This window comes from Gracilimonas sediminicola, from assembly GCF_024320785.1.
Taxonomy (GTDB): Bacteria; Bacteroidota; Rhodothermia; order Balneolales; family Balneolaceae; genus Gracilimonas; species Gracilimonas sediminicola.
On sequence record NZ_JANDBC010000002.1, the window covers coordinates 14,693 to 34,821 of the forward strand.

The 20,129-nt window shown below is 45.6% G+C and carries 21 protein-coding genes; 6 read left to right on the forward strand and 15 right to left on the reverse strand.

The annotated features are described in order from the left end of the window. Positions 1 to 5 precede the first annotated feature (5 nt). The 6 genes from flhA (at position 6) to NM125_RS09885 (ending at position 6,495) form a co-directional block, all read left to right on the forward strand. Entirely contained in the window at positions 6 to 2,156 is a 2,151-nt protein-coding gene (gene flhA, locus NM125_RS09860) for a flagellar biosynthesis protein FlhA (RefSeq protein ID WP_255134748.1), read from the forward strand. Beyond that, positions 2,153 to 3,676 (forward strand): P-loop NTPase family protein, encoded by a 1,524-nt coding sequence (locus NM125_RS09865; RefSeq protein ID WP_255134749.1) that lies wholly within the window; start codon positions 2,153 to 2,155, stop codon positions 3,674 to 3,676. The genes flhA and NM125_RS09865 overlap by 4 nt, the downstream gene beginning before the upstream one ends. A gap of 4 nt (positions 3,677 to 3,680) precedes the next feature. Further along, the gene (locus NM125_RS09870; RefSeq protein ID WP_255134750.1) at positions 3,681 to 4,478 is read left to right on the forward strand and encodes a MinD/ParA family ATP-binding protein; all 798 of its coding nucleotides are present in this window, start codon (positions 3,681 to 3,683) and stop codon (positions 4,476 to 4,478) included. A gap of 15 nt (positions 4,479 to 4,493) precedes the next feature. Continuing rightward, positions 4,494 to 4,724: a hypothetical protein gene (locus tag NM125_RS09875; protein WP_255134751.1), complete on the forward strand. Its 231-nt coding sequence runs from the start codon at positions 4,494 to 4,496 to the stop codon at positions 4,722 to 4,724. A gap of 2 nt (positions 4,725 to 4,726) precedes the next feature. Further along, positions 4,727 to 5,497: a sigma-70 family RNA polymerase sigma factor gene (locus NM125_RS09880; RefSeq protein WP_255134752.1), complete on the forward strand. Its 771-nt coding sequence runs from the start codon at positions 4,727 to 4,729 to the stop codon at positions 5,495 to 5,497. A 740-nt stretch (positions 5,498 to 6,237) separates the two neighbouring features. Continuing rightward, a complete protein-coding gene (locus NM125_RS09885) occupies positions 6,238 to 6,495 on the forward strand; it encodes a hypothetical protein (RefSeq protein WP_255134753.1) in 258 nt (85 codons plus the stop codon). A 264-nt stretch (positions 6,496 to 6,759) separates the two neighbouring features. Here NM125_RS09885 and fliR read toward each other — a convergent pair whose 3' ends face one another. The 15 genes from fliR to NM125_RS09960 all read right to left on the reverse strand — a co-directional run bounded on the left by fliR (position 6,760) and on the right by NM125_RS09960 (position 20,124). Beyond that, positions 6,760 to 7,548 (reverse strand): flagellar biosynthetic protein FliR, encoded by a 789-nt coding sequence (gene fliR, locus NM125_RS09890; RefSeq protein WP_255134754.1) that lies wholly within the window; start codon positions 7,546 to 7,548, stop codon positions 6,760 to 6,762. Positions 7,549 to 7,594: 46 nt separating this feature from the next. Then, on the reverse strand, positions 7,595 to 7,864 hold the full coding sequence (gene fliQ, locus NM125_RS09895; RefSeq protein ID WP_255134755.1) for a flagellar biosynthesis protein FliQ: 270 nt from the start codon (positions 7,862 to 7,864) through the stop codon (positions 7,595 to 7,597). A 6-nt stretch (positions 7,865 to 7,870) separates the two neighbouring features. Continuing rightward, positions 7,871 to 8,692 (reverse strand): flagellar type III secretion system pore protein FliP, encoded by an 822-nt coding sequence (fliP, locus tag NM125_RS09900; protein ID WP_255134756.1) that lies wholly within the window; start codon positions 8,690 to 8,692, stop codon positions 7,871 to 7,873. A gap of 4 nt (positions 8,693 to 8,696) precedes the next feature. Further along, the gene (locus NM125_RS09905) at positions 8,697 to 9,278 is read right to left on the reverse strand and encodes a flagellar biosynthetic protein FliO (RefSeq protein WP_255134757.1); all 582 of its coding nucleotides are present in this window, start codon (positions 9,276 to 9,278) and stop codon (positions 8,697 to 8,699) included. After that, complete coding sequence (fliN, locus tag NM125_RS09910) at positions 9,278 to 10,216, reverse strand: flagellar motor switch protein FliN (RefSeq protein ID WP_255134758.1); 939 nt, start codon at positions 10,214 to 10,216, stop codon at positions 9,278 to 9,280. Before fliN ends, NM125_RS09905 begins: the two co-directional genes overlap by 1 nt. 2 nt (positions 10,217 to 10,218) lie before the next feature. Beyond that, on the reverse strand, positions 10,219 to 11,154 hold the full coding sequence (locus tag NM125_RS09915; RefSeq protein WP_255134759.1) for a flagellar motor switch protein FliM: 936 nt from the start codon (positions 11,152 to 11,154) through the stop codon (positions 10,219 to 10,221). 25 nt (positions 11,155 to 11,179) lie between these two features. Continuing rightward, positions 11,180 to 11,683 (reverse strand): flagellar basal body-associated FliL family protein, encoded by a 504-nt coding sequence (locus tag NM125_RS09920; RefSeq protein WP_255134760.1) that lies wholly within the window; start codon positions 11,681 to 11,683, stop codon positions 11,180 to 11,182. 11 nt (positions 11,684 to 11,694) lie between these two features. Further along, entirely contained in the window at positions 11,695 to 12,450 is a 756-nt protein-coding gene (locus NM125_RS09925; RefSeq protein WP_255134761.1) for an OmpA/MotB family protein, read from the reverse strand. After that, the gene (locus NM125_RS09930) at positions 12,414 to 13,292 is read right to left on the reverse strand and encodes a motility protein A (RefSeq protein ID WP_255134762.1); all 879 of its coding nucleotides are present in this window, start codon (positions 13,290 to 13,292) and stop codon (positions 12,414 to 12,416) included. The genes NM125_RS09925 and NM125_RS09930 overlap by 37 nt, the downstream gene beginning before the upstream one ends. 226 nt (positions 13,293 to 13,518) lie before the next feature. After that, positions 13,519 to 15,141 carry a flagellar hook protein FlgE gene (locus NM125_RS09935; RefSeq protein WP_255134763.1) on the reverse strand — a complete coding sequence of 541 codons (1,623 nt, stop codon included), beginning with the start codon at positions 15,139 to 15,141 and terminating at the stop codon, positions 13,519 to 13,521. Between the two features lie 91 nt (positions 15,142 to 15,232). Then, positions 15,233 to 15,913: a flagellar hook assembly protein FlgD gene (locus NM125_RS09940; RefSeq protein WP_255134764.1), complete on the reverse strand. Its 681-nt coding sequence runs from the start codon at positions 15,911 to 15,913 to the stop codon at positions 15,233 to 15,235. A 12-nt stretch (positions 15,914 to 15,925) separates the two neighbouring features. Beyond that, a complete protein-coding gene (locus NM125_RS09945; RefSeq protein ID WP_255134765.1) occupies positions 15,926 to 17,779 on the reverse strand; it encodes a hypothetical protein in 1,854 nt (617 codons plus the stop codon). Further along, positions 17,776 to 18,354 (reverse strand): hypothetical protein, encoded by a 579-nt coding sequence (locus tag NM125_RS09950; RefSeq protein WP_255134766.1) that lies wholly within the window; start codon positions 18,352 to 18,354, stop codon positions 17,776 to 17,778. The genes NM125_RS09945 and NM125_RS09950 overlap by 4 nt, the downstream gene beginning before the upstream one ends. Before the next feature lie 3 nt (positions 18,355 to 18,357). Continuing rightward, positions 18,358 to 18,786, reverse strand: a complete 429-nt coding sequence (gene fliJ / locus NM125_RS09955; RefSeq protein ID WP_255134767.1) for a flagellar export protein FliJ — start codon at positions 18,784 to 18,786, stop codon at positions 18,358 to 18,360. Positions 18,787 to 18,804: 18 nt separating this feature from the next. After that, on the reverse strand, positions 18,805 to 20,124 hold the full coding sequence (locus NM125_RS09960) for a FliI/YscN family ATPase (RefSeq protein ID WP_428236984.1): 1,320 nt from the start codon (positions 20,122 to 20,124) through the stop codon (positions 18,805 to 18,807). Positions 20,125 to 20,129 lie beyond the last annotated feature (5 nt).

Consider the following 20,129-nt stretch of genomic DNA (forward strand, 5'->3'; position numbering starts at 1 on the left):
TTCACATGGCCTTTGGCGGAATCACAACCGAAAAGTTAAAAGGAACATTTTTCCAGACGGATGTCTTAATTTCCTCCAGTATCATCATGATCCTGCTGATTATGATTATACCGTTCCCCACCCAGTTGATGGATTTCTTCCTGGCGTTGAACATCTCCCTCTCCCTCATCGTGATGCTGGTGGCCTTCTATGCTTTGAAACCTTTACAGTTTGCCGTTTTCCCCGGTATGCTTTTGATTCTCACCCTCTTCCGGCTTTCGCTGAACGTGGGTACTACCCGCCTCATTTTAAGTGAAGGCTATGCCGGTTCCATCATTGAATCGTTTGGGGGATTTATTGTACAGGGCAACTTTGTAATCGGGATTATCATTTTCTCGGTTTTGGTGATTATCAACTTTGTGGTAATTACCAAAGGTGCTACCCGTATTGCTGAAGTTGCCGCCCGGTTTACCCTGGATGCCATGCCCGGTAAACAGATGTCGATTGATGCTGACCTTGCCGCAGGATTACTCACCGACGAAGAAGCCAAAAAGAAAAGAGAGGAAATCTCCCGTGAAGCCGACTTTTACGGTGCCATGGATGGTGCCAGTAAGTTCGTCCGCGGTGATGTAATCGCCGGCCTTCTCATTACCTTTATAAATATTATAGGCGGTCTTATTATCGGTACCGTGCAGCTTGGGATGCCAATTGGAGCTGCAGCGACTAAATATACGCTGATGACGATCGGTGACGGTCTGGTTTCTCAAATTCCCGGGCTTTTGATCTCGACGGCTGCAGGTATCATGGTTTCGCGTGCTGCGTCGGAAGGTAACCTGGGTAACGAACTTAAATTCCAGCTGCTGGGGAATCCTAAAACGGTCATTATCGGTGCAGTGTTTGTCTTTTTTATGGGGATGCTGCCCGGACTTCCCGTTATCCCCTTCTGGAGTATTGCCGGCTTCTTCCTGTTTATGGGATTGAAAAACTTTCAGCGAGAAGAAGATGAGAGGCTTGAAGAAGAAGCAGCTGAAACAAAAGAGCTGTCCGGGAAAGCCGAAGATCCGGTTGAGAATTACTTACTGATGGATACCCTGGAGCTCGAAATTGGCTACAGTCTCATTCCCATGGTAGAAGCCAACCAAGGGGGTGATTTATTGGATCGAATGACTTCCCTCCGAAAACAGCTGGCATCCGAACTGGGTATCATCATCCCTTCTATTCGAATACGGGATAACGTTCAGCTTGATGCTAACCACTACACCATAAAGATGAGAGGAATTATGCAGGGCGATGGTGAAATCTTACCCGGTTATCACCTTACTTTGCTTCCGGCCGATTTTAAACCGGACATACAGGGCATAGAAACTAAAGACCCGACCTTCGGAATGGATGCCATTTGGGTGAGCGGAAAGAATAAGTCTCAGGCTGAGAAGTATGGACTTTCCGTGATTGAATCCGGAGCAGTGATTACCACTCATCTGATGGAAGTGCTCAAGAAAAATGCCCATAAGCTGGTTGACCGTCAAATGGTGAAGAAGCTTATTGATAACATCAAAGAGCAGCATTCTGCCTTAGTGGAAGAGCTTATTCCCGATGGCATGAAGGTGGGAGAAATTCAGAAAGTATTAAAACGACTGCTTCGCGAACGGGTTCCGGTAAAAGACCTGGTTACCATTTTGGAGACCCTGGCCGATTACTGCCATCAAACCAACAACACCGATGTACTCACCGAGTACTGCCGTGCTGCTTTATCAGAGACCATCACCCGGCAGTATGCTAACAACGAGAACGAAGTAACGGTGGTAATGATGGACTCTAACCTTGAATCGCACCTGATTGCTCAGGCCCAGCAGGGAACGCTGAACAGCAACACGCTTGGGCTAACCCCTGAAACGGTTGAGAAATTGTATAAGAATTCGTCAGCTACTTTTGACAGTATGATCCGCCAGGGATTTGAACCGATTTTACTTACCTCGCCGGTCCTTCGCTTTACTCTTTTTGAGTTTTTGGCACCAATTTTGCCAGATATAAATGTGCTGTCGTACAACGACATTAGTCAAGACGTACAGTTTAAAACATTCGGCCGACTGAAGATTGAAGACCCTGTAAAGATGAATCAACCGGCGGCTAACACAGAACAACCAGCGCAACAACCTGAAGAACACGTACTGGCATGATATTGAAGAATATATTTGGGAAAACAATAGAGGCGGCTAAGAAAAGTGCCCAGCAGATGTATGGGGATGATTTCCTGGTTATTGAGTCCTCTGAAGGTGATGGGGCTGATGGTAAAGCCAGCATCACGATCTTTTCTGATGGCAAGAAAGAAGGCCAAACCAACGGCCGGCAGAATGGGCATACAGCTCCTGCAGCACCTAAACAACCTAAATCTGAGCCTAAGCAAGGTGTTATGTTTGAGCGATCCGGGGAAGCACCGGTTCCACCTAAAAACGGGCACAGCAATGGCCAATCCCGCAAAGATACATTGGGCTCTCTGCGTAAGTTTGCCGAGCAGCAGATGGGTGCCGAACTGAACGGCTATCAAAATGGAACGGCAGCTTTAGAGGAAGCAAATGAGCCGGAGCCGGAAAAAAATTCCGATATGTTGTACAGCCGTTCCTTCATTCGCCCGGTAAAACCGACGCCAGAAAAGAAAAAAGAAAATAAAGTTGAAGAGCCGGTTTCACCGTCTGGCGACCCAAAAGAAGAACAGAAAGAGACCCCTTCAGGAAAAGCTAAAAGCAACGGCTTCATCACCCATTTCACACCATCGAAGCCACAGGCCAACAAAGCCCCTGAAGTTCAGGAAGTGGTATCAACGCTGCATAATGAGCGCGAGATAAAAGCCCTGCACAAACGATTTGACAAACTGGAAGCTTTGCTCGACTCAGCCCTTATTTCGGCTAACCTCGACTACGCCTCCCACCCTGCTTTCCAGCAGCTGGTTCACACTGGAATAAACACCAGCGTGATTGCAGGTTGGTTCAGCGATATTATCAAAGAAGGCATCGACCCTTATGATCAGGGCGAGCTTTTTATGTCGAAACTGGCGGAAATCATCCGTAAAGCATTAGGTAAGCCGTCCGAAGAGGAAGCTCAGAAATTCATGCTCTTTGCCGGACCTTCCGGAGCAGGAAAAACACAGCTAATTATGAAGCTGACTCAACACCCTGACTTCATGATCGACAAGAAATTAGCTGTAGTATCAGTCTATCCGCAGGCAGAAAATGCAGCTCCTTATTATACTATTCTGGAACCATTCTGTGCCCAGCATGAAATTCCTTATTTCGAAGTGCAGAGCGGACTGGATGTCTCAAAGATTGTGGAAGACTTAGCTGAATTTGACCATGTATTTATCGACACGCCGTCTTTAAGCATCGAACAGGACAACTCGTTCCGGGAGTTTTGGAAAATCAAACAACTGCTCTCTCCTCTTGCTCCTTTAGAGGTGCATTATGTGGTGAATGCAGCTTTGAACCGTTTTTACTTCCAGAATTCGTCCGCTACACACCATCCCCTTCAGCCCGATTATGTGGCAATCACTCATCTTGATGAAGTGGCCCAGTGGGGACCGGTTATTCCATTCCTTCAAAAAATGGGATGCAGCGCCCGGTACATCAGCACCGGCAACAAGTTGAATAACTTGAATGAGTTTAACCCACAATGGTTTGCTCAAAAGGTATTACAGGAAAATTAGAATTATGAAAAAGCCAATTGAATTAGAACAACCATTTGTCTTCACTGTGATCAGTGGAAAAGGCGGCGTAGGTAAAAGTATGACCAGCGTTAACACAGCAACTATGCTGAGCAAGCTCGGATACAAAGTTGCCTTACTGGATGCTGACCTGGGCCTGGCAAATTGCGCCACCCTGTTGAACGAACCCGTGAGTGCAACGGTAAGTAGCTGGATGGAAGGAAAATGCGGAATTGAAGACTTGCCATACTATACCTCCGGAATCACACTGGTAACCGGAGCAAATGACCCGGGCGAGAACAAGTTTAAACCCGATCTGTTTATGGATGCCCTCGATCAGGTGACTGCCTTTCTGAAGCAAAGCCATGATTTTATCATCATTGATACCCCTGCAGGTGCTGGTGAAATGTCACTATGGGCACTGGATATTTCGCAGGTTGGGGTTTTAGTTCTTGTTGATGAACCCACCGCTATTTCCGATGTGTACCGCTTATGCAAGTACGTATTTAATATCGACCCCGGGTATAAATTCGCAAGTATCGTGAATTATGCTGAAAGTGAAGACACAGCCCAAAGTACCTATCAGCGGTTCAACACCATCCTCAATTATTTTCTAAACAAGCAGACACAATACTTCGGGTTTATTCCGGCAAGCAAGCAAATTCGGGAATCGGTTCAAAAACAAGAGCCGCTGCTGAACATGGATGCCGGGACTGATATACTCAGGGAATTCGAGTTTATTGCAGAAAACGTGCTGGCTTATGCCAAGAATGAAGAAAAAACACTTTTAAAGACTGTACATTAACGGAAGGAGAAAACCATGCTAATACGATTAATTACTGTAATTTCACTGATTCTTTTTATGCTTCTGATGATATCCGGGGTGAACATTGAAGTTGCCCTATACCGCAGCATGCTCACATTCATGATCCTGTTCGCCGTGGTTTATATCTCTATTTTTCTGCTGAATGTGCTCCGTGAAGACCAAAACTCAGATGGTATGTCTATGCCAAACGGCGGGAGTACTTCTAATGCTAACGGAGAGGGGTAATCATGGGAAATAAGTCACTACAAGAACTGGTTGAAATCTATTGCACGAACCCAGCAGATGGGATTCGAAATTCTATCATCAGTAAATCCACTCCGCTGATTCGCAGCATCATTGGCAAGATCAATCGTCCCGATCAGCCATTGGCACACCGGGAAGATCTGGAGAGTGCCGGCGTCATCGGGCTGCTCCAGGCTTTGGATTCTTATGATTGCGAACGAAATATTCAGTTTAACACCTTCGCTTATTACCGAATCCGCGGCAGTATTGTTGATTACCTGCGAAGTATTGATCAGCTGCCAAGAAAACAGCGCAAAAACTACGGTCAGGTGCAGGAAGTTATACAGAGAATGAGCCAGGTTCTGGGGCGCGAGCCTTCCGATGAGGAAATCGCCAACGAGCTGGAAATGGATATGGATGATTACTACAAACTCCTTTCCAACGTACAGCAGCGAAATGTGCTCTCTTTAGATACCCCCGCTTACGATGAAAACTCCGGTTCATTCTATGAATTCCATGAGGATCCAAATTCTGAGACACCGGATACCAATTTGGAGAAGAAAGAGCGCACCGAAGCTCTGCAGAAGAAAATCGGACAGCTAAAGGAACGAGACCGGCTGATTCTGATGCTCTATTATTACGAAGATATGACCATGAGTGAAATTGCTCTGCTACTGGAACTTACCGAAGCCCGTATTTCTCAAATCGTGGGTAAGTTGCTCATTCAACTCAAGGGCGACCTCGGGCAAGAGCAAGTGGTGTACGTTAACAACTGATACGCGATTGGTTTATAATAATTAGCTCCTCACCCACCATTCAGAGCTCTATCACTTGCCTGCCATATAGGTAGGATGAACCTTTGCATTAATATTCCCTAGCACTTCAGATACAAGATCTTACCAAAATATTGTGCTTGGCTTCATCAAGGAAATCTTTCAATCCCTTAAATCATTATTCATAACTAAGGAACCTTGATTGGCTTGATTTCAGGATTATTGCGATTATTATTCAAATCTGAGCAATAAAGAACTACTTACCAACTATTAACGGGTACAGCTCGCTCGCACTCTCCATCCCTCCTCCGGTTTTACAACTATTTGCTCAGAAGGACCCGGTTCTGCTTTTCTTACCCTTTCTCTAAACCGACATTCAGAAGAGTCCCGAGTGCAGGGACGGTGAACTTTTGGCATGGATTGATTGCCAAGCATTTCAAATAATCATCGCTTTTAAAATGTAACTCTTAGATTTCATCAAGAGAATCTTTTAATCCTATTAATCAAGGTTCAATAATAATTTACGAACCTTAATTGGCTTGATTTCAGGATTACCATGATTGTTAATCATATTGGTAGTGCCTGTCTGCCTGGAGGATTAACCTTAACCACAGAATATTTACTAAACAGTACTTACAACCAACTTTTAATGATACCAGGTACGGTTTTCAACAATTCTAATTTAATATCTGGTCATTTCTGTCCGATAAAGAATTAACGAACAACCTTTTCGTTACCATAACATGTCACTCGTACCAAAAATAACACGCTTTACAAAACTGCCGGAGCTCCTGAAACACAAACAGGAAGCCGAAGAAAAGCAGAAAAAAGGCCGGCAAGACCGAAAAGATAAAGACCGCCCTCCTTTTGTTATAGAAGACGAAGTGGCTTTAAACTCCAAAAGTCTGTCTGAATTAAAAGTACGAGCTCACGCAAAAGAGCCCCAAAAACCAAAGACTAAAGATGAAACCATCGGCGGGCACATCGACCTTCAGGCATAATTTTTATCTATAGAACTCCTCATTACAGAGTCCCCGCAAAAAATTATTACAGCCCACATCTATTCCAGTAAACAAGCGAAGCCATTCATGGCTTCGCGAGAATGATGAATGGTGAATGGTGAATATCATGCTTAGATTTAATCAAGCTAATCCTACAATCCAATAAATCAAGGTTCAAAAACTAAGGAACCTTGATTGGCTTGATTTCGGGATTACCCTGATTTTCATTCAAAGCTCCCGGGATGAGGATGATGTACCTTTACCTTAAAATTCCAGCGGAGAAATGACACCCATCACTTCTACCAGGAAGTCGTACAGATGCTGGAACATCAAATCGAAGGCTGTGGGCAGGTACGGGATGGCGAGCATCAGCAGGGCAATCCCTACACCAAACTTGATGGGAAGAGCGATGAACATCATGTTGGCCTGTGGCATGATCCGGGCAAAAATAGCCAGCGATACATCCAACAGAAACAGCACAATGATGAACGGAGAGGCAATCTGAACCCCGATCGTAAAAAGGTAAGTGGCAATCTCAAGCATATAAGGCCCGGCCAGATGAATTTGAGCCTCATTCACCGGTATAACCTCAAAGCTTTTTGCCAACGCACTGATATAAATTTTATCGCCATCAATCGACAGAAAAACCAACACGGCTATCATGCTGAACAGGTTACTAAGTACAGCGCTTTGCTGTTGGGTTGAACTGTCAATCATATTGGCAAAGCTGAGGCCGGTATTTAAACTGATAAGCATCCCCGCCATTTCAAGTCCTGCAAACACAAGCTGGCCCACCAAACCCAAGGCCATTCCCACTAAAATTTCGAGAATAATGGCCTGGAAAATAAATAGCGTGCCGTCACTTGCTGAGACAAAAGCACCATCGGCCGGGATGGCAAAGAAAAGCAGAATGGTAGTCGCCATTGCAAAAAACAGCTTAATTTGCTTGGGAAAAGCTGCCGAACTGAAAAAAGGTCCGGTCATGATAAGCGCAGCTACCCGGGTAAAAACAAGGAACACCGATAAAATCATATCTATCGTAAGTGATTCCATTTACTTACCTCCGGGTTGCTGTTTCGGTGAGCACAAAAGCCTGCGGTTATTGTGTAATCTGCGGTATGAAATCGAACACGCGTTGTGTGAAATCGACCGCAAACTGCAACATGAAGCCAAAAGCAAAAAACAGTACCACCACTACCACTACCATCTTCGGGATATAACTAAGAGTCATTTCCTGAATAGAGGTAGCCGCCTGGAAAATGGCGACAGCTAAACCTACGGCAAGCGCCCCTACCATGGCCGGTGAACATAAAACCACAACGGCTGTGAGCATTTCCTGTAACCAATAAAGTGCTGTATCTATATTCATTCTTCTCTAATTAAAACTTTCAACCAGCGACTGTACCAGCAGGTACCAGCCATCGGTAAGTACAAAAACAAGGATTTTAAAAGGCAGCGAAACCATCACCGGCGGAAGGAACATAATACCCATCGCCAGCAAGATGGAAGCAACCACAAGGTCTATGACCATAAAGGGCAGGTAAATCATAAAGCCAATCTGGAAGGCCACCCTAAGCTCGCTTAACACATAGGCCGGTACGGCTACATAAAGTGGCAGGGTTTCAATATCATCTACGCTTTGGATTTCCGCCATGTCCATAAAATACAGCAGGTCCTGATCTGATGTCTGCCGAACCATGAACTCCTTGAGCGGAACCGCAGCTGCCCCCAATGCTTCCATTTGCGTCATTTCTTCGTTGATGTACGGCTGAATGGCTTCCTCGTTCATCCGGTCAAATGTGGGCTTCATGATGAAAATTGTGAGGAATAATGCCAGTCCTACCAGCACCTGATTGGGCGGTGACTGCTGTGTACCCAACCCCATCCGTAGAAAGAAAAATACCACGATAATCCGGGTAAAGCTGGTCATCATGGTGATGAAGGCCGATCCGAATGAAAGTACCGTGATTAAAATCAGAGCCTGAATCGGCAAGGTAAAATCTTCGTCCTGTGCGGTAGCGCCGGTGTTTCCAATCGATAGATCGATTTGCGGAATAGCTTGAATAAACATCGGGCTTGTTACCGAAGCCAAATTAATCGGTGTAGCCTCAGAAGACGATGGCAGTGCCACAAACAGCGAGGCCATCACTATAAAAACCTTCGTAAACAACGAACTTTTAAGTTTCAACTTCGACATCATCTTAGTTCTTGAACATTTTATAGAGTGATTTAAAATCAGCGGAACCGTTTTTGACCTCTGCTATTTCTTCCAAACCTTCGTTTTCATTCCACTCTGATTTAGGGATGCGATGCAGTAAATTCAGCGATCCTGCGGTCATTCCCATCACCCACACCTCGTTATTAATTTCTACAAACTTCAACTGTGCACCTTGCCCCAGAATATGTTCTCCAAGGTCACGCCCTTCTTGTTTTTGTTGGGTTGAACCGGACTTTTTTCTTGCCCAAAACCAAACCAGTCCCAGCATCCCCATCATTACCAGGAAGGTGGTAAATGCATTTTGAAAAACGGTGTCTTCCCCGGCATTTTCCGGCTCTGAAGCTGTTGCTTCAACTTCAGCGGTTTTTTGCCCAAGGCTTGTTTTTAAACCCTGGGTGCGTTCTATCGCTTCCGGATTGGATGCAGCCTTTTCAGTGGCTGAGAACTCCATTCTTGATACCAGAAACATCCAGATAACCAACAGGGCCACCGCAAACGCAAGCACGATTTTGAGCACGTTCTGTGGCTTCTTTTTTGACTGTGAAAGGATTTTGGTGAAGTCCATTACGAGAGCTTGGCTAAACGTTGGCGGGTAGTAATCAGATTTGAGATCCGAACGCCAAAATGTTCGTCTACAACTACAACTTCGCCGTGAGCAATACGCTGCCCGTTTACGAGGATGTCAACCGGCTCACCGGCCAGTTTCTCTAATTCTATTACAGAACCTTTGGAAAGCTGAAGTACTTTACCAAGCGGTAATTCGATGCGTCCAAGTTCTACCGACACATCCATTTCCACATCTTTAAGCAGATCCATGCTATTGCCATCACCATTTTTGATGGCCGGAGTGGTTTGCTCAAAATCTTCAAACTCAATATAGCGGCCGGATATCACCTCTTCCTTTGCGCCGGCTTTTTCGAGTTCTTCGGAATCAGATGGAGTGAACTCATCTTTTGCCGGTTCTTCCTCAACTTCCTCTTCAGGTTCTTCCTCAGCTACAACCTGCGCTTGCGGATTCCCGAACACTGAAGCTGCTTTAATTTTATCGTCAGCCAGGCCTTCCACTTCCATCATACCAAAGAAATATTCGGTATGGCCTAATTTATCTTCCAGCTGCTTAAGCGTTAATACTTCCAGCTCGCGGAGATCAAATTCCTGCCCGTCTTCTTTCAATTTCTTGGACAGCGTTGTGGAAAGTTCGGACGAGAACTTCATCAATAAGTCTTTAGTCACCTCGTTGAACGAGCTTTCATCCACACCCAACATGATGCTGGAAAGAATGGCAAACCAGTCTTTATCCAGAATACAGATAAGGTCGGTCTCGGTATTTTCATCTCTTGTAAGGATGAAAATATCTTCCTTGACCATCTTCTCCAGAAAAGCTTCCGAAGAAATAGTCTCAAAAGAGGTGATTTCAATATTCGTTTCTTCCAGCAGAACAGAGGTTAAATACTTCTCTATTTCGGGAAGGTTATTTTGCAGTTGTTCTTGATAGTAATTCATAGTTATACCAGTTCCTGTTCGTTAATTTCTTCGAGGAGTTCAAATATTTTGACAGCTCTGTATCCCTGAATAACCCCGGGATATGCCGTCATTTTCTTTACGCCATTCACGCGTATTTCCAGCGGCTTGTCTGACTTTTGCCGCAGCGGGATGGTATCGCCTTCCTTCAGGTTCATGATTTCATCCAGGGTGAGCCGAGTGGTGCCCAGCAACGATTGAATGCGGATGTTGGCTTTTTCCAGGGTTCGCTTATACGACTCCATCTCTTCCTCCGAAAGCCGTTCCTTGCGCGAGTTCATCCCCTTTTTCATGATCGTGTCGTTCATTGCCTTTTTGAGCAGGCTGTAGGAATAGGAAATGCCGATCTCAATTTCTTGACCGCCCAGATCTACCGCAAATTTCACTACGATATTGGGGTCAACAGAAGCCAGATGGAGGTTTTCAGGCTTGCTTTCGTACTTTACATCATCCACCTTGAAATCCATGTACGGCTCCCAGGCCATCACAATTTCATTGCTGATGCTACCCATCACCCGCGACATAATTTTCTCTTCGATGATGGTGAGGATTCGGCGCTCGCTAAGTTTCTTTTCAGCACCGCCGCTTTGTCTTTCAATAAGGTGAATACAAAATTCGGGAGGAAGGACCACTATCACTTCACCGCCAAGTTCTTTCACTGATAGCAGGTAAATGGTGCTCGGGCTTTTTATTTGCCGGGCAAACTCCGTTGACGAAAGTTGGTCTACCTTGTCGAGGTACACATCCACTTTGTAGCGAAGCGAGGAGCTGAAAATGCGGCTTAGGTTTCGGGAAAATACTTCATGAATAGCATGCAGCGTCCTCATGATTTCCTTACTAAACAGCTTTGGATGTTTGAAATCGTAGGATTCTACATATTTAACATTTCCCAATGTATGCCTGGGCAGCTTCGATTCCATAAGAGTTTCCGTTCTTGGTTTACGATCATTGCATTACATATTTAGTGAAATACAAATTGCGTACCGAACGTACTCCGATTGAGGAATTAATTAGTCCTGAAAGTTCTCTCCTTAATTCTTCGCGCCCGGCTACCCGGGTAAGTTGGTCAACATTACGTGACGAAAGCGCATCAATAATTTCTTGCTTCAGCTTCATCATATTCTCGTCGAGAAGCGAAACATGGTCTTTATCGTCCAATTCAAGGCTTATTTCCACCATCAGGTATCTTTTCCCATAAGTATTAGCGGGATTCACCACCATCTCTTCCATTTGATAAGTGCCGTAATCGGACGGACTTTTCTCACTCATTTTAGCAAAAACGGTTGGATAATATTTATCCACAATGGCGTACGCCAGAAATCCCTGCCCCACCAGAATAAGCACAAGCAGGAAATATTTTCCGAGCTTAAGAAAATTTGGCCCGCCTTTACGCTTCTTGGCTTTTATATCCTTTTTGTCTTTTGGGTCGTTTTTATTCTCTGTAGCCATGATGGTAACTGTTAATTTGTTGTTGGATTATAAACCGGAATGGGCTCATCAAATGGCAGTACGGCCTCAAGGGCTCCCCTGGCAATCAGGTCTTTCAGGTAGATCTCAACGCGCCGGTTTCTTCTTCTTCCATCCGCTGTTTCATTTTCTGATACCGGGCGATATTCCCCAAAACTGCTCGCCTTAAAATGGGAAGGGGCCATATCTGCCTGTGCTTGTAAATACTGCACTACCGATACCGAACGCGCCGCCCCCAAATGCCAGTTTGATTGGAACAACATGTTACTAATAGGCACATTATCGGTATGCCCCTGTACCTCAATATCAATTTCACGCTCCCCCAGAACTTCGGCAACCTGCTGTAATACGATCTTAGCCTCCGGTAATAATTCAGAAGAACCACTTTCAAATGTAAGCGAATCACTCAACGTGATTTTAACTCCGTCGCGGAGTAGCTGAATATCCACTTCGGATGCTACATCCTGCTCATGCAAAAAATCGGCAAAGGCTTCCCATCGCTCCATCTGCTCTTCCATCATTTGCTCGAGCTGCTCGGGTTCTATTTTATTCTCAATACTTTCTACGGCTGCCTGAGATTCCGGCAAAAATCCCGCATTCTTCTGGAAGTATTGTATAAAGCTGTTAAACGATGTTTTCTCAACACCGGAAGTCATGGTGTATAGCAACACAAAGAACGTGAGAATCAACGTCACAAGGTCACTATAGGTCACTAACCAGCCTTGAGAATCTCCTTCAGATTTTCCCATTCTTTATCCTGTTGTTCGATCCAAAGTTTGTAAAACTTCTCGTCGCGTTGTTTGATAATCTTTAGTTCTTCATGGTGTTTGACGTACTCTGCCCGGCTGTGCGGGTCAATATGAATCAGCATTTTCTTTTCCATGATGCGGGGATTTTCACCGGCTACAATGGACAAAATACCCACCCTGAACATCCGCTTTCGGTTCAAAGCAATTTCACTCAAATACTCTAATTTTGCCGCCAGCGGTCCCACAATCATATTGGCGAACATACTTCCGTAAAGTGTTGTCAAAAGGGCCACCGCCATACCGGCCCCAAGCGCCTCCGGATCCGAAATATTCTGAAGCATCAATACCAGCCCCACAATAGTCCCGATCATACCGAATGCAGGTCCATAGGTAGCCAGTGAATTCATAACACCGGCAGCGAGTTCTAAATCCCGCTCTGCTCCTTTTATCTCATCTGCAAGAATACTATCCAGGCTTTCTTCTTTGAAACCGTCAACCGCCAGCTGAAGACCATTCTTCAGATAGTCATCTTTTAGATGTTTGATGTCGTTATCCAGAATCAACAATCCACCGGTTCTAACACGCCGGGCAAACATACTGAGCAACTCCATGTCGGTTCGGAGGTCAATAGAGGTCACTTTCATTAATCCCATGAAGGTTTTAAAACTCGTTTTGATGTCATCAATGCTGAAGCTGATCATGGTTGATGCCATCGCCCCCCCAACCACAATAAAAAGAGAAGACAAACTCAAGAATATGAGAATACTTCCTTCCATCATGATGGAACCGACGATCAGGGTGAACCCAATAACTAATCCTATGATTGTTGAACGATCTAACATATTTCCTTTATCGGTGTATGGATAAAAATCTTAAGAGGATATCCCCCTGTTTTTCTAAAAGCGTATCGGTACTGAATGGTTTAGTGATATAGGATTGGTATCGGCATTTCTGAAAAATTCATAAGCATAAAAAAACTCTACCCCCATAATTGATCTGCAGACCAATTTCTGAGAGCAGAGCTTTAACCTTAACTATGAAAAATTAGCTACGTTATCGTTTGGCTAATTACCTTTTCAGATTTACTGCTTCTGTCAACATTTCGTCAGAAGTTGTGATTACCCGAGCGTTTGACTGATAGGCTCGTTGTGAGGTAATCATATTTGTAAATTCTTTGGCCAGGTCAACATTTGATCCTTCCAACGAACCGGAGTTAATAGCTGTTCCGGCAAAGCTATCGGCTGTGTTTACAAACATTTCGCCGGCAGCTGAGGTAGCACGGAACAACCCGCTTCCTACCATTTCAAGTCCATTCTGGTTTTGAACCTGCGCAAGAGCAAGCTGCGCCAGAACGGTGCTGTTTCCGTTGTCATAAATTCCCTGAACCTGTCCGGCTCCATCAATGGCAACATCAATAAGCTGTCCCTGGGTGTAACCGTCCTGGCTAATCACCTTAGCAGAATTAGATCCTGCATATTGTGTGAACCGTGTTCCTGTTTGGGAATCACCGAGGTTTACGGCGAAACTTGATGTGCTTGCTCCTCGACCAGGCTCAAAAGTCATGTTCAGCATATCGCCTGAAGAAAGCTGGCCGAGTTCATCAAACGTAACGGTTCCGGAAGCTCCGCTTGTGATGGTTTCGCCATCAAGGAAACGGGCGTCGTATTGCCATTCGTTGGTACCAACCTGTGTGAACTCAAGCATCAGTGAGTGAGCCTGACCAAGATCATCATAAACCGTGGTACTCATGGTTTGCGTGTTGGTTTGGCCTTCCTGAATAGTTTGCAGTCCCGGGAAGTTGATGTCTCCCGCTCCGGTTACTGATACATTTGAAATGTCGAGATCACTGTCGCCCATAGTTGCCGAGCGCAGGTTCATCATTCCGTCAATCAAAGAAAGCTGGCCTTCAGTTGAGGTTAATCCACTGTTGAAGCTGTTAATCATATCACCAACAGTGTCACCGGCAGAATAAGTATGTGAGATAGTTGCAGCCGTTCCGTCGTTTAATGTAACATCGAACGAAATTACATCACCCGCAGATAGATCCGTCAGTGTTTGGCTCAGATCGTTTATAGGAGTTGTAGCCGTTGCATTGTCTCCGGCTGCGGTTGTAAATCCACTTTGAGCTTGCAGTACTTTGCTCACGCTGGTTCCTGCATTCAGGTTACCGGCAAGCGTCACGTTATCTGTTTTCTTTGGAGGAAGTACGTTCTCAAAATCGATACGAACGTCTTCAGCCGCACCGCCGCCCAGAATGTTTCCACTACTGTCAGCGATGTATCCTTGAACTGAACGACCGGCCTGATCTACCAGCATTCCATCTTTGTTAAATACAAAGTTACCGGCTCGGGTCATCAGGTTTTCACCGCCGTCTGATACCATAAAGTATCCTTCGCCTTCAATGGCTAAATCGGTGGATCGGCCTGTGCTTTGCATCGCACCCTGGCTAAAATCGCGGCTGATGGAAGATACACGCACTCCCAACCCAACCTGGTTGCTCAGCTGGGGGGAGGAATCTCCGCCACCACCTGCCCGGCCTAAACGCTCACTCATCATCTCAGCAAAAGTAACCGATGATGATTTGTAGCCCGCCGTTTCTACATTTGCAATGTTATTACCTATAACATCCATTTTGGTTTGAAATGCTCTCAAACCACTAACACCTGAATTTAAAGATTTGACTAATGACATAAGTTATCTCCTGTCTTTTTGAAAATTGCAGCCTTTAGTACTGCCGGGCGATGCTACTCGATGCCCCTTTTGTTTTTTTGATTAATTACGTTTAGAAAATTCCAGTACCTACTTCTTCAACATCACCAATAGGTATCTCTACATCATTCACCGAGAGGAATACTCCTTCGGATGTATAACGTACTCTGTCGGCTATACCCTCAATAAATACCAGCGAGCCTACGGGATTATCCCCGTTCGCTGCCTTCACTTCAATGGTATAATCTCCTTCTCCCATGCGGTCACCGGCATTATTCAGCCCGTCCCATGTCCAGTCGTGGTCGCCGGATGACAACCCATTCATTGTTTCGCGGCGTATTTCTGATCCACTCGCATCGCGGATGATAATCTCAACCGAATCGGCTGAGTTATTCAGTTCAAACTGAATATCAGAATTGCCTTCAGCTCCAAGGTGAACCTCATTGCTCAATGCCTTCACCTGCTTTCCTGTAAGTGATGCTGCCATGGAGTTTGTTAAGCTGGCGCTCATCATATCCTGGCTACCTTGCAGGGTTTTCAGGCCGTTATTCACGCTGATCAGCTGCTCCACTGAGTTAAACTGAGCAAGCTGGGAGGCAAATTCGGCTCCATCCATTGGGTTGATAGGATCCTGATTACGCATTTGCGCCACCAACAGGTGTAAGAATTCCTGTTGCCCGAGCTGACTTTTCTTAGTCTGCCCTTGTTGAGCAAATGCTCCTGAGGCTTGTGAAGTTATACTATTTACATCCATGGTTCGGTTCCTTTAAGCGGTCCATTCCATTTGGTTGTAGCCAAATCGACGGACGGTTTGTTGTAAGTTCTGTTCGGTTTTCCGGGCCGTTGCCTGTTCATTTCCCGCACCCGATTTTATCATCGGCGATTTTTGCCGGGACGAAGACGAGTTCCCAAAGAAGCCCGACATTTCCTGCCCCTGTTCACCGCCATCAAACTGAAGGTTTACATCCAGTTGACATTCCTGCTCCAGGTGTTGTTTAATTTCCTGTTCGTACTGCTGCATCAGACGACTTAATTCCACACTTGTGGTTGCCAGCTTCACCTGTAACACGCCATCCACCTGTCGGGTAGAAAGCTGAATGCTGTTTCCATCCTCCAGTTCAAAACTGTGCTTTTGCCAGGTTTCCGGAGTGGCTTTTCCGGCTGAAATCGTTTTCTGAACAGCCTGGGTAAGCGATGGCATCACGGTTCTGCGAACCAGCATATTTGATACAGGCATTTCTCCCATTCTGGCAAACAAAGCGTTGGAAGTATCCTTCTGCTCGGTCATCTCAACCGATTCTTTTAAATATTCTTTCAGCATCAACTCTTGCTCGGTTGTCATCGCAGAATTTTGGCCGGGACTCATCTGGTTCTGAATGGCTTGAACCGGAACATCCAGTTGCGACAGAAAGGAAACCGGAGCTTTTGTGTCTCTGCCCTGGGTAATAACGTCAAGCCGCTCGGAGGTCAGTTCCTGCCGGCCCGAAAAAGCATAGTTTTCACGAAATCTCTTTTCTCTTACTTCTTCAGCCTTTTGGCTTTGTATTCCCTGGTTTAATTCAGGAGTACCTGTGGTGGTTTGGCCGGTAGCTGCCCGCATAGCCTGTTTTGTGACATCCACCTTTGCTTCAGGCTCGGTTTCATTGGTCTCAGAGTTTTCCTCAACCTGCTGTTTCTGGATGTTTGCAGATACCTGCTCAGCTACTTTTTGATTCTTTTGCAGAGGAGCTGCTCCTTCATTCACCAAAGGTGAGGCAGGAGCCTGGTTTTGTACATTGTTTGTTGAAGAAGTTTTCGATGAATCTCCTTCAGCCTCCTGAAGTTCAATTTCTGATTCAGACACCTTTTCTTTAACCGAAAAAGTGGTTTTCGTTGTATTTCCACCTTCAGATGTTTCCGTGACTTCAGAGCCACTCTTAACCGAAGACTCCATTTTTGGTACTCCCGGTTCAACAGCCTTAGCTTCCCCTGCCCCGGCTACCTGTTCAGCAGCCGGTTTTACTACCTGGTCGGCATTCTTTGCTTCAGAAACTTCCGTGGTGTTTGTTACCTCAGCGTTCCCTTCGGAATTCAATGGTGTACTTATAGCTTTGGCCGGTTTCGAAATGGTTGATGCGTCTGATTTATCTTCGGTTTCAACCGCTGACCCGGCCGTTTCTATATTCTTTTCAGTTGCCTTATTTGAAGGCTCAACGGCAGTGGGAGATGTCTTTTCGCCGGCATCGGTTAACACAGTATGCTCTTTCTCAACTTGAGAATTGCTTTTAGACTCAGCCGGTTTAGACTCAGGAATTTTAACTTCCTTTTCTGCCTCCGTTACTTCCTGATTCTGTTCATTTTCAACTTGCTCTTGCACCGCTACTTTTTCATCTCCTGTAACTTCGACCTTAGCAGGTGTGGTTTCATGGGCAAGGGGTGCTTCTTCCGACAGACCTTTCTCCTTCTTCGAAGAAGTGTTATCAGATTCCGCTTGCTGTCCAAAACCTTGTACGGTTTTCAGTATAGAACCAAATAGTCCCGGTGAAGCCTGATCTCCTTCAGCTCCTGGTGTTTTTGTAATATTTGTTGCAAGCCCGGCTTCTTTACTACTTCCGGCTGATGATAGTAACTGCTTTATCATAGCATAATCTCCGTCATAAGTTTGGCTGCTTTATCGGAATTCAGTGACCGCAGAATTTTCTCCCGCTGAATGGTGCCCCCTCCATTGTAAAGCCTTACCAACTGCTCGTTGGTCATTTTCTCAAGGATAGGAGCAAGATCGTCTTCCTCCAGGTTTAATAAACTTTTAATACGCTGCGCGAACTCTTCTTTGCTGAGCTCCTGAATATCCTCAGCATCGGTTTCTTCCGGCTGATTTGCTTTGAGCACTTCGATCTCAGCAATCAAAGAATCGACTCTTTTATGCAAAAGGGTATTTTCTTCCAGTGCCAGCTGAAGCTCATCGGTAACCAAGGTGTCAACGGCTACAGAATCCATTACCATTGTTGTATCAGAGAGAACGGCAACCACCGAATCTTCCTGAGCAGGCAAGCCCAGTGCTTCAAATTCAGCGTCCAGCTTTTCTTCCTGTGCCTGCACCAATTCATTGTACTCCTCTTTATTGATATAGGGATACAAGAAGTACATGGCGACAATCATCACCAACAATGGTACAGTTATTAAACCCGCAATTTTAAGTATTACTGCTTTGTTCATCGCTTAACGGCTAAATGATTGAGTTGCAATTTCATCCATAAATTTCTGTTCATCTTTGGCCACACGTTCCGAAAAAAGTCCCTTTTCAAATTCTTTCACTTTCTCCAGTATGTGAAGGTTCTTATGCGCCGCGGCCAGTTTCTCTCTCTCTTTGGAAACCTCAACTTCAGCTTTGTCCAGATCCCTGCTCAGCTTATCCATTTTCTGATGCACCTGTTGCAGATGAGCCGATCGTCTTCGGATCATATGAATATTCTCCACTGAGTTATCTTCGGCGTTTTGCAGAAAGGTTTTCAATTTCCCCTGTACATCATCACGCACATCGCTGATCTTCTGCTTTTTGGAAACCTGCTCAGCCAGCTTTTGCTTCTGAAGCTTTTCCTGGTGTTTCCGAACTTTAAGAACCGGTGCAAGAGAGAATTTGAATTTCATGTCTGTTGCTCGTGATTTTTATTCAATAATTTTCTTTAGCGTATCCCAGAGATCATCGCTGAAATCTGTTTCGTTTAAGTCCTGTATCAAAAATGATTCCAAACCCGGATGTTTTTTTATGGATTCGTCAATTTTTGGGTTTGAACCTTTTACATAAGCGCCAATATTGATCAGGTCTTCGGCCTCGCGATAGGTAGCCAGCAGCTCCCGGGCTTTCATCGCAATTTGCCGTTGCTCGGGTGTTACAATCTTGGTCATAACCCGCGAAATACTTTCGAGGATATCAATCGCCGGATAATGATTTTTATGCGCTAAACGGCGGGAAAGCACGATATGGCCGTCTAAAATGGAACGTACAGCATCGGCAATGGGTTCGTTCATATCGTCATTATCAACCAAAACGGTGTACAATCCGGTGATGCTTCCCTTGTGTGTTTTACCCGGTCTTTCAAGCAATTTCGGGAGAATGGTGAACACACTTGGAGTGTATCCTTTGGTGGTTGGAGGTTCCCCGGAAGCCAGCCCAATTTCTCTTTGCGCCATGGCTACCCGGGTCACAGAATCCATCATCAAGAGGACATTTTTTCCTTGGTCGCGGAAATATTCCGCAATAGCCGTTGCCGTGAATGCTCCTTTTACCCGACTCATGGCCGCGCTATCTGAGGTTGCCGCTACCACAACCGACCGCGCCAGCCCTTCTTCGCCGAGTGTGTCTTGGATAAATTCCTGAACCTCACGGCCACGCTCACCAATCAGGGCAATCACATTGATATCGGCCGAGGAATGCTTGGCTATCATCCCCATTAAAACGGATTTACCCACACCGGAGCCGGCAAAAAGCCCAATTCGCTGTCCGGTTCCCACCGTATTTAATGCATCCAATGCCCGGATGCCGGTAAACATAATGTCGTTAATGGGGGCACGGTCAAGCGGAGCGGGTGGGTCGTTATGTACCGGCATTTGCCCGGTTACACGAATTTGTCCTTTCCCATCTATGGGCTCGGCGTTGGTATCCACTACCCGGCCCAGCATCTCAAAACCGACCGGCACATTCAGCGATTGCCCCATACTCTCCACTTTGCAGCCGGCTTTCATACCCACTACACGGTCGTATGGCATAAGCAGCGTTTTCCCTTCCTTCAACCCCACTACTTCAGCGGGCACAATGGTATCCATAACAGTATGGATGCCATACACTTCCCCAACCGAAGCCTCCAGTCCGGTACATTCAATGATAGTACCGATGATGGAAGATACTTTTCCAAACCTCTTCACCTGGCTCAGCTCACCGCTGATTTTTCCACGAATGGTATCGAAGTGCTTTTGTAAGGAGGGCATTTCAG